This is a genomic window from Arthrobacter sp. HLT1-20 (assembly GCF_054510895.1).
Genome location: NZ_JBTNDR010000003.1, coordinates 178,992 through 187,303 on the forward strand (window position 1 = coordinate 178,992; position 8,312 = coordinate 187,303).

Annotated in this window: 6 protein-coding genes; 1 reads left to right on the forward strand and 5 read right to left on the reverse strand. The window is 63.0% G+C overall.

The features are described from left to right. Positions 1–3: 3 nt before the first annotated feature. Entirely contained in the window at positions 4–456 is a 453-nt protein-coding gene (locus tag ACX80Q_RS03370) for an S-ribosylhomocysteine lyase (protein WP_459329099.1), read from the reverse strand. A 203-nt stretch (positions 457–659) separates the two neighbouring features. Further along, positions 660–1,094 (reverse strand): Lrp/AsnC family transcriptional regulator, encoded by a 435-nt coding sequence (locus ACX80Q_RS03375; protein WP_459329100.1) that lies wholly within the window; start codon positions 1,092–1,094, stop codon positions 660–662. Between the two features lie 266 nt (positions 1,095–1,360). Between ACX80Q_RS03375 and ACX80Q_RS03380 the strand changes: the two genes are divergently transcribed. Next, complete coding sequence (locus ACX80Q_RS03380; RefSeq protein ID WP_459329101.1) at positions 1,361–3,745, forward strand: transketolase-like TK C-terminal-containing protein; 2,385 nt, start codon at positions 1,361–1,363, stop codon at positions 3,743–3,745. 13 nt (positions 3,746–3,758) lie between these two features. Here ACX80Q_RS03380 and ACX80Q_RS03385 read toward each other — a convergent pair whose 3' ends face one another. The 3 genes from ACX80Q_RS03385 to ACX80Q_RS03395 all read right to left on the reverse strand — a co-directional run bounded on the left by ACX80Q_RS03385 (position 3,759) and on the right by ACX80Q_RS03395 (position 8,029). Continuing rightward, on the reverse strand, positions 3,759–4,607 hold the full coding sequence (locus tag ACX80Q_RS03385; protein ID WP_459329102.1) for a PRD domain-containing protein: 849 nt from the start codon (positions 4,605–4,607) through the stop codon (positions 3,759–3,761). Between the two features lie 67 nt (positions 4,608–4,674). After that, the gene (locus ACX80Q_RS03390; RefSeq protein WP_459329103.1) at positions 4,675–6,108 is read right to left on the reverse strand and encodes a glycoside hydrolase family 1 protein; all 1,434 of its coding nucleotides are present in this window, start codon (positions 6,106–6,108) and stop codon (positions 4,675–4,677) included. Positions 6,109–6,145: 37 nt separating this feature from the next. Beyond that, positions 6,146–8,029 carry a beta-glucoside-specific PTS transporter subunit IIABC gene (locus tag ACX80Q_RS03395; protein WP_459329104.1) on the reverse strand — a complete coding sequence of 628 codons (1,884 nt, stop codon included), beginning with the start codon at positions 8,027–8,029 and terminating at the stop codon, positions 6,146–6,148. Positions 8,030–8,312 lie beyond the last annotated feature (283 nt).

Below are 8,312 nucleotides of genomic sequence, written 5' to 3' on the forward strand. Positions count from 1 at the left end.
GACTCAAGCGGAGACCTGCTCCCAGACGGCACGCTGCGCCAGGAATGCCCGGGCGGCGTCCTGGGCGGCTTCCAGGGAGTGATTCTCTCCCCAGCCGCACTGCACCTCATTGGCCGCCGGGACCTCCGTGGCCTGCAAAACGTCCGTGAGGGTGGCCTCGATGAGCCCAACCACGCCCGTGATGTCCGGTTCGCCCGCAAGGATCAAGTAGTACCCGGTTTGGCAGCCCATGGGGGAGAAATCGATGACGGCCTGGGAATGGTTCCGCGAGCTTTCGGCGAAGAGGTGCTCCAGCGAATGCACCGCCTTCATGTCCAGGTGGGCCACGTTGGGCTGGGTGAAACGGACGTCATATTTGGTAATAACGTCCCCGTGCGGGAGCACCTTGCGATCGGCAACCCGCACGTACGGAGCTGCCACTGTGCGGTGGTCAAGGTTGAAGGACTCTACGTTCATGCGTGCAGTATTCATGGTTTGGCTTTCATGCGTAGGTGTTGAAAAGAGGGCTTCCCTGGGGCGGATTCACTGCCACTTTTATCCTAGCTGCCGGAGCCCGTCACGGCGCAGGCAGCATTCCCAGAGCAGTACGACGGCGGTCACCGCAGTGGCGCTGGCGCGTCACCGGACGGAAACGGCCCAATCCGTTGCGCCCTGGCCGGCTATTCCTGCCTCCCGCGTTGCCATGATGCCATCACGATGAGAGTTTTTGAGCCGGCAATCATCCCCGTCCGGCGCATGTTGTTGACCACGCGTTGGAGGTCGTTGACGTCCTTCACCCGGAAATGGATGAGCACGTCCGGGTCGCCCGCAATGGTGAAATACTGTTGCGCCTCGGGCACGTTTTCAAGAATTAAACTGAGCTCACTTGTCTCGGTGGATCCGTTCAGCCGGACCTCCGTGAAGGCCTCCAGTGCCCCTGAACGGCCCTCGTCTATCAAGGTGGCGTATCCGCGAATAACACCTGACTTTTCGAGCTTGTCGATGCGGCGCGACACAGGTGCCGGAGAAAGACCCACGCGCTTGGCGATCTCCCTGACCGGCATCCGGGCGTCCCCTCGAAGCAGCTCCAGGATTTCCGTGTCGGTGGTGTCCATGGTTCCCTTTCCTCGTCATTCATGCGTCAGAGCAATCTTCCATGCTCAGATATCCGGTGAAATGATGATATTTCGGCAATATCGGCCAGTTTGTTTCGTTTCTCTAGCTTCACGCCAGCATAGTTGCCATCCTTGCCATTAGGTGACCCGTGCCACTTGTTTAGCGTGGTGGGGCCAAAAGCCCCACCACCGTCGTCACTGTTCCGGCCACGACCGATGGTCCGGCTCAGGTGACCCACTACGCAACCAGGAAAGCCAGAGCAGCCATGATTCAGTCCTCCCTCAGCACCCTGCCGCCCACACCCGGCGTGGGCGACGTTCACAGCCACGCCGTAACCACAGCCAGCCAGTCCCGCTCCGAAACACTCCGAGCCATTGCCCAACGCGTGCTGTGGCTTTCAAGCGCCATAGTGGATGCCGCCAACCGCGGCCGGCCCAACACCACAGGGGTCAAAGTTGGCGGGCACCAGTCGTCGAGTGCCTCGATGGTGGACATCATGGTGTCGCTGTGGTTCCAGGAACTGCGCAACACCGATCGCGTGTCCGTGAAGCCGCATGCCTCCCCGGTCCTGCACGCCATCAACTACCTGCTCGGTGACCTCGACGCAAAGTACCTGACCACCTTGCGGGCCAAGGGTGGACTCCAGTCTTATCCCAGCCGTTTGAAGGACCCCGACACCGTTGACTTTTCCACCGGTTCGGTCGGCATTGGTGCCACCGCCGCGTTGTGGGCTGCCATGTCACACCGTTACCTGGAATCCCATTTTCCTGATGTGCCCAAGGCCAGCCGCTTCATCAGCCTGCTGGGTGACGCCGAATTGGATGAAGGGGCAATCTGGGAGGCCGTGGCCGATCCTGCGGTGGCCAAGATGGGAGAGCTGCTGTGGATCGTTGATCTGAACCGGCAATCCCTGGACCGTGTGGTTCCCGATATTCAGATCCAGCGTCTGCAGGCCATGTTTGCCGGTGCAGGATGGCAAGTCATCACCGTCAAGTGGGGCCGCACCATCAGCGCATTGTTTGACCGCGCAGGAGGAGATGAGTTGCGGGCCCGCCTGGACCAGATGCCCAACGAGGAGTACCAGCGGATGCTGCGTGCCACCTCCGCCGAGGTGGCCCAGCGACTGCTGGCCGGGCAGGCCAGCCCGGCGCTGCACGACCTCGTCATGAGCATTCCCGAAGCGACACTGAACCACGCCATCCGCGACCTGGGCGGGCACGACATTGACCTTTTGCTGGACACCTACAAGAGTGTGGAAACCACCCGCCCCACGGTGATGTTTGCCTACACCATCAAGGGCCGCGGACTGCCAACGGAGGGCCATCCCAACAACCACTCGGTGCTGCTGTCCGGGGAGCAGATGGACCAGCTGGCCGCAAGCACCGGCTCATCGATGGCAGACCCATGGCGAACTTTCGCGGCGGGCTCGGGGGCGGCGCGGTTATGCCAGGAGCGGGCAAGAATTCTGAAGCGGACGCCGGCGCCCCAGGCGCAGCCCGATGTGCTGCCCGCGGAAATAGGGCGCCAGCACAAGGCGCCCATCTCCACTCAGGCTGTTCTGGGTCGCCTGCTGACAGACATTTCCCGGGACGCACCTGCGGCGGCCTCCCGTGTGGTGACGTGCAGCCCCGATGTGGCGTCGTCCACCAACATGGGCGGTTGGATTAATAAGAGCGGTGTGTGGAGCGTTGACGCCAGGCGCGACTGGTTCGCCGATGACAAGGACCGGGTCCTGAAATGGTCCGAAGCCGCCACCGGCCGCCACATTGAGCTGGGGATCGCCGAGGTGAACCTCGTGTGCCTCTTGGGGGAGTTGGGCGCAACGTGGTCCCGCTGGGGTGAGCGGTTGATTCCCCTGGCCACAATCTATGATCCCTTCATTGCCAGGGCGCTGGAACCATGGTCCTACGGCATCTACGCGGGAGGGCAGTCCATCCTGGTGGGAACACCGTCCGGAGTCACGCTGGCCTCCGAGGGCGGAGCCCACCAATCCATCATGACGCCGTCGATCGGGCTCGAGCAGCCCAGTTGCACGGCTTGGGAGCCTGCCTTCGCCCAGGACCTGGAATGGTGCATGCTCCACGCCATGAATCAGGTGGGCGTGCCCGGGGGCACCTCAAGCTATTTCCGGCTCTCAACCCGTCCCATCGATCCGTTGCTGGCGCGCACGCCCCAGGAGCCCGCGCTGCGGGAGCGGCGCCGCAAGCATGCGATCGCTGGCGGGTACAGGATCTCAGCCCACAATCCAGCTCAGGAGCACGTCACCCTTGTGGGTGCGGGGGCCATCATGCCTGAGGTCCTTCAGGCCGCCCAGGTTCTGGCGGGCCAAGGCATCCTGGCAGGTGTCGTGTGCCTGACAAGCGCAGATTTGGTGTTCCGCTCGTGGTCAGCCCGGGGCCGCGCAGCAGCCTCCACTAGCAGTGACATTGCAGAAGTCCTTTTCCCCGCCAGCAGTCCAACACCCCTGGTGACTATCCTGGACGGCCATCCGCACACCCTCTCCTTCCTGGCGGGAATTCGCGGGGACAAGACCCAATCCCTTGGCGTCTCGGAGTTTGGACAGTCCAGTGACGTGGACGACGCCTACCGGATTCACGGCATCGACACCGCCTCCATTGTCGATGCAGCCCTGGCCGTGCTGGGGCGGTAACGGCACCAGGGGATCAAGGGCGGTCCTCGTCAATGAGCCGGGCAACGTGCAAGGTCAGGTAGGTGACTTCATCCTCGCTCAACTCCTCACCCAGCCGGAGTTCCAGGACGTTTTGGAGCCGCAGGGCCGTGGCATAGGCGGCAGGGTAGGAGCCCCTGATGGCACTGCGGAGTTTGCTGGCCTGTTCATCCAGCTGCTTGCCGGAGCTGGCCCGCACAAAGAAGTAGCGCAGATGGGTGATGAACCGGGCGGCATTGACCGTGTCCCGCTCGATGGGCCGCCCGGAGGCCTGCTCAAGGACCTCAAATAGCTGGTTGAAGACACCCGTCATTTGATAGGTGAAGGAAAGGTCGCCACCGGCAAAGGCGGCGTTGACCAGGTGCAGCGCAATCGAGACGGCCTCACCGTCGTCCAGGGGATCGGTCAGGGCCGCGTTGACGTGGTCCAGGATGAGCTGCGCCGCCCGCAACTCGGCCGGGTAGAGGTGTGACACTTCGGCCCGGAGCGGGTACTCAAACTCGATCCCGTCCTGCCGGCGTTTGATGGCAAAGCTGAGGTGGTCCGCGAGGGCAAGCGACAGGGCCGCACTAGTGGGTATGGCCAGCTCCGCACGCCCGGCTTCGATGGCTCGTTCTGCCAGGAGCAGATGCTCGGGCGGGATGGCGGCCACCATGGCGCCAAAATTGTCCGGGTCCCGGCCATCTTCGGGGACAAAGGTGCGCACAATGCTCGCCGGGTCAACGCTCTGTCCGGGTTTCGTCTGAAACCCCAGGCCGCGACCGGTGAGGATCACTTCGCGGCCGGTGCCGGCGTCGTCGCGGGCCAGGACCACATTGTTGTTGAAGATACGCAGGATTTTCACGTCTTTGTATTCCTGATTCAAAAGGTTGGAAGGGCGCCAGGCCCGCGAGCCCGGCGCCCTCATAGGATCAGCGTAGCGTTGCGCCGTTGCTGGCGATCACTTTTTGGTACCAGCCAAAGGACTTCTTCTTGTGCCGGGTGAGCGAGCCGGTGCCGTCGTCGTTCCTGTCCACGTAAATGAAGCCGTAACGCTTGCTCATCTGGGCTGTGGAGGCGCTGACCACGTCGATGCAGCCCCAGGACGTGTATCCCATGACATCGGCGCCGTCGGCAATGGCCTCGCGGACCTGGGCCAGGTGGTCGTTCATATAGCCGATCCGGTAGTCATCCTCCACCGTCGTGACGCCATCAGCCTCCACCAGGACGTCCTTGGCACCAATGCCGTTCTCGACGACGAACAAGGGCTTCTGCCAGCGTTCCCAGTAGTCGTTCATGACAACGCGCAGCCCCTGCGGGTCAATCTGCCAGCCCCACTCCGATGCTTCCAGCGTGGGGTTGGGGACGCCGCCCATGATGTTGCCCGGCCCCGTTTTCTGCCTCGTCGGATCCGCTGTCTCACAGATGCTCATGTAGTAACTGAAGGACACAAAGTCGACAGTGTTTTTGAGGTCCTCGGTGTCCTGCTCCGTGATGTCCAGCTCGATCCCGTTGTCGCGGAAGTAGCGCAGCAGGTACCCCGGGTAGGCGCCGCGGCAGTGAATGTCACCGAAGGCGTAGCTGTCGTGGGCCGTGTGCATGGCCTTGAGCACGTCATCCGGCGACGGCGTGAGTGGGTACACAGGCAGGGCGAGGATCATGCAGCCAATCTTGGCGCCCGGCATGATGTCCCGGGCCAGCCTGGTGGCGCGGGCGGAGGCCACCAGCTCATGGTGGATGGCCTGGTACAGCTCGCGTTCGCTGAGTGCGGCCCGGGGCGTGGGAATAGCCCCGGACATGAAAGGTTCGTGCATGACCGAGTTGATCTCGTTGAACGTGAGCCAGTACTTGACCCGGCTGCCGAAGCGTTCGAAGAGCACCCGGCAGTACCGCTCGTAGAAGGCAATCAGTGCACGGTTGGTCCAGCCGCCGTAGCCGCGGGCAAGATTCAGGGGGGTTTCGTAGTGGCTGATGGTCACCATCGGCTCGATCCCGTGCTTCTCCAGCTCATCCAGCACACGGCTGTAGAAGGCGAGGCCCTCCTCATTGGGAGCCTCGTCGTCGCCGTTGGGGAAGATCCTGCTCCAGGCGATGGAAAAGCGGTAGACCTTGAAGCCCAGCTCGGCGAAGAGGGCAATGTCCTCCTCGTAACGGTTGTAAAAGTCGATGGCCACCTGCTTGAGATTCTCGGGTTTGGGTCCCTCGGTGGGCGGTGTGAGAATGCCCCGGGGCATCACATCCTGGATGGACAGGCCCTTGCCGCCGCTGGCGTAGCCGCCCTCAATTTGGTTGGCTGCCGTGGCGCCGCCCCACAGGAATCCTTGCGGGAATGGGCCGGTGGCGGGTTTGGTGGCTGCGTGCGTCATGCTGCACAGTCCTTTCGAAGCGTGGTTGAGTTGGTGTTTAGAGTTCTATATCCAGGGCGGGGACGCCGTGTGAGAGCTGTCCATCGCCCACGGGGACCACGGCGGCCAGGGCCTTGGTATTGGTGACCACCACAATGGTGGTGTCGCTGAAACCGGCGGCCTTGATTTTGGCGCGGTCCATGGTGGCCAGCAACTGGCCAGCCTCCACACGCTGGCCGCGGGTCACGGCCGGGGTGAACCCCTCACCCCGCATCTTGACTGTGTCGATGCCGATGTGCACCAGCACCTCCACGCCGTCGTCGCTCTTGATGCCGTAGGCGTGACCGGTCTTCATGGCGACCTGGACGGTGCCGGAAACGGGGGAGTAGACGGCGTCTTCATCCGGGATGATGCCCAGCCCGGCACCCATGGCGCCGGAGGCGAAAACCTTGTCCGGCACATCGGCCAGGGGCACGGCTGTTCCCGATACGGGGGCCAGGACCTTGACGCTGCGGGTGGAGGTGGCTGACGGTCCCGCCGCGGGGCCCGCCTGGCCGGGGACACCGGCGTCGGACGGGTGGACGTCAGCGGTTTCACGGGGGCCGAAGAAGAACGTCAGGAGGAAGGCGATGGCAACGGCCACACCGGTGCCAAAGAGCAACACGGCGAAGTTGCCGACTGTGGCGAACGCAGGAAGCCCAATGAGGGACGGGAAAACGAATGCGCTGGCGGCGCTGCCGCCCATGGCCGCGATGGCGCCGCCCACGGCACCTCCGGCGATGCCGAAGTAGAACGGCTTCTTCAGGGGCAGGTTCACGCCATAGATGCCGGGTTCTGTGACGCCGGCCAGGAAGCCGGAGAACGCTGCGGGGGCGGCAACCTCGCGGCGCTTGGCGCTGTGGGAGCGGATGGCCACGGCCAGCATGGCGGCGGACTGGGCCAGGACAGCGGGGACCAGCGGGCCCATCATGATGGAGTAGCCGTCGGTGGCCAGCGAGTTGATCATGACCGGAACCAGACCCCAATGCAGGCCGAACAAGACAAAGACCTGCCAGAAACCGCCCAACAGGGCACCGGCCAGCCAGGGAGAGAAGGCGAAGGCGGCCGTGATCCCGTTGGAAACGGCCTCGGCGAGCAGCACCGTCACAGGTCCCACGGTCAAAAGCGTCAACGGAACCATGAGGACCATGGTCAGCAGCGGGGTCATGAAGTTGCGGATGGCCGACGGCAGGACCTTGAGCAGGAAGCGCTCCAAGTACCCCTGCAGCCAGACGGCCACAATGATGGGGATGACGGAGCTGGTGTAGTTCATGATCACCAGCGGGATTCCTGCGAAGCTGACCGGCGCCCCCGCAGCATTGAGCGCCACGATGGACGGGTACACGAGTGCTCCGGCGATGGCCATGGCGGTGAACTGGTTCGCCTTGAAGCGTTTGGCGGCCGTGATGGCCAGGAACAGTGGGAGGAAGTAGAACAGGGCGTCGGCCGCGGCTGACAGGATCACAAACGTTTGGCTGGTGGGGGAGGCCCAGCCCAGGTTGCTGGCCAGGGCCAGGAAGGCCTTGAACAATCCGGCGCCGGCCAGCGGCCACAGGATGGGGGAGAAGATGGCCGAGACCATCTGGATGAAACGGTTGAACAGGTTGCCCCGCTCGGGGGCGCTTTCCTGTGTGCTGTCCTCGTCGCCGAAGCGGCTGATTTTGCCCAGTTCGGCGAACACCACGGGGACGTCGTTGCCGATGACCACCTGGTACTGGCCGCCGGCCTTCATCACGGTGATGACCCCCGGCAGGCTTTCGACGGCGGCCGTGTTGGCTTTCGTCTCATCCCGCAGCGTGAGCCGCAGGCGTGTTGCGCAGTGGGTGGCCCCCACAATGTTTTCTTCCCCGCCAACACCCTCCAGGATGTCTGCGGCTAATGACCGGTAATTCACGGAAGCCATGGCAGTCCTTTCTGTCCGTTCCGTCTTTCGGGCACAAAAAAAGACCCAAGACATACGTTTTACGTAAGTCTCAGGTCTTGCCTCGTCACCGAGTAACAATCCTTCAGGCTGCTTTGCCTGCTTGGAACAACGTACACGTGATTCGCGTCACCTGCAACTTTTTTCTGCCGCGCCCTCTACGTCAGGCTGGTTGTGAGTCATTCATTTCTTTTGATTGAAGGAGCCAACCATGTCATCAATTACGCAAGGTTATACAAGGGACGAGATTCGTGGGTTGGTCCAT

Bases quoted from the DNA above. Each gene is read 5' to 3' on its own strand.
- ACX80Q_RS03380 (WP_459329101.1), top strand. From the start codon at position 1,361: ATGATTCAGTCCTCCCTCAGCACCCTGCCGCCCACACCCGGCGTGGGC.
- ACX80Q_RS03370 (WP_459329099.1), bottom strand. From the start codon at position 456: ATGAACGTAGAGTCCTTCAACCTTGACCACCGCACAGTGGCAGCTCCG.
- ACX80Q_RS03375 (WP_459329100.1), bottom strand. From the start codon at position 1,094: ATGGACACCACCGACACGGAAATCCTGGAGCTGCTTCGAGGGGACGCC.
- ACX80Q_RS03395 (WP_459329104.1), bottom strand. From the start codon at position 8,029: ATGGCTTCCGTGAATTACCGGTCATTAGCCGCAGACATCCTGGAGGGT.
- ACX80Q_RS03390 (WP_459329103.1), bottom strand. From the start codon at position 6,108: ATGACGCACGCAGCCACCAAACCCGCCACCGGCCCATTCCCGCAAGGA.